Annotated in this window: 1 pseudogene; it reads right to left on the bottom strand. The window is 47.0% G+C overall.

What is annotated here, in order from left to right:
• Positions 1 to 232 (bottom strand): annotated as a pseudogene (locus tag ACEO2X_RS14795) (IS66 family transposase); the annotation flags it as partial.

The raw sequence follows: 232 nt of genomic DNA, 5'->3' as shown, positions 1-232 counted from the left end.
CATCTTCGCCGATACGCCGGAGTTGGCATCCACAAGCACATTGGGTTGATGCAGGTTCATGCTCAATACGGATGGTGTGTAGATGATCTGGCAGTGGTCGACGTTTAGGTTTATTGGTTTTGGCTTTCTGTGTCGCTGCATTAGTTTTATCTGCATTTAGCCGTTCCAGTTCTAGATCAACCGCGGCAATATCTTCTTCAACCGCTTCATCCCACAGATGGATTTGTTTTGC

The organism is Acinetobacter sp. AL9 (assembly GCF_041464035.1).
Classification (GTDB): domain Bacteria; phylum Pseudomonadota; class Gammaproteobacteria; order Pseudomonadales; family Moraxellaceae; genus Acinetobacter; species Acinetobacter towneri.
The sequence above is the reverse complement of the archived record's forward strand: the minus strand, read 5'-3'. Positions and strand labels throughout refer to the sequence as shown.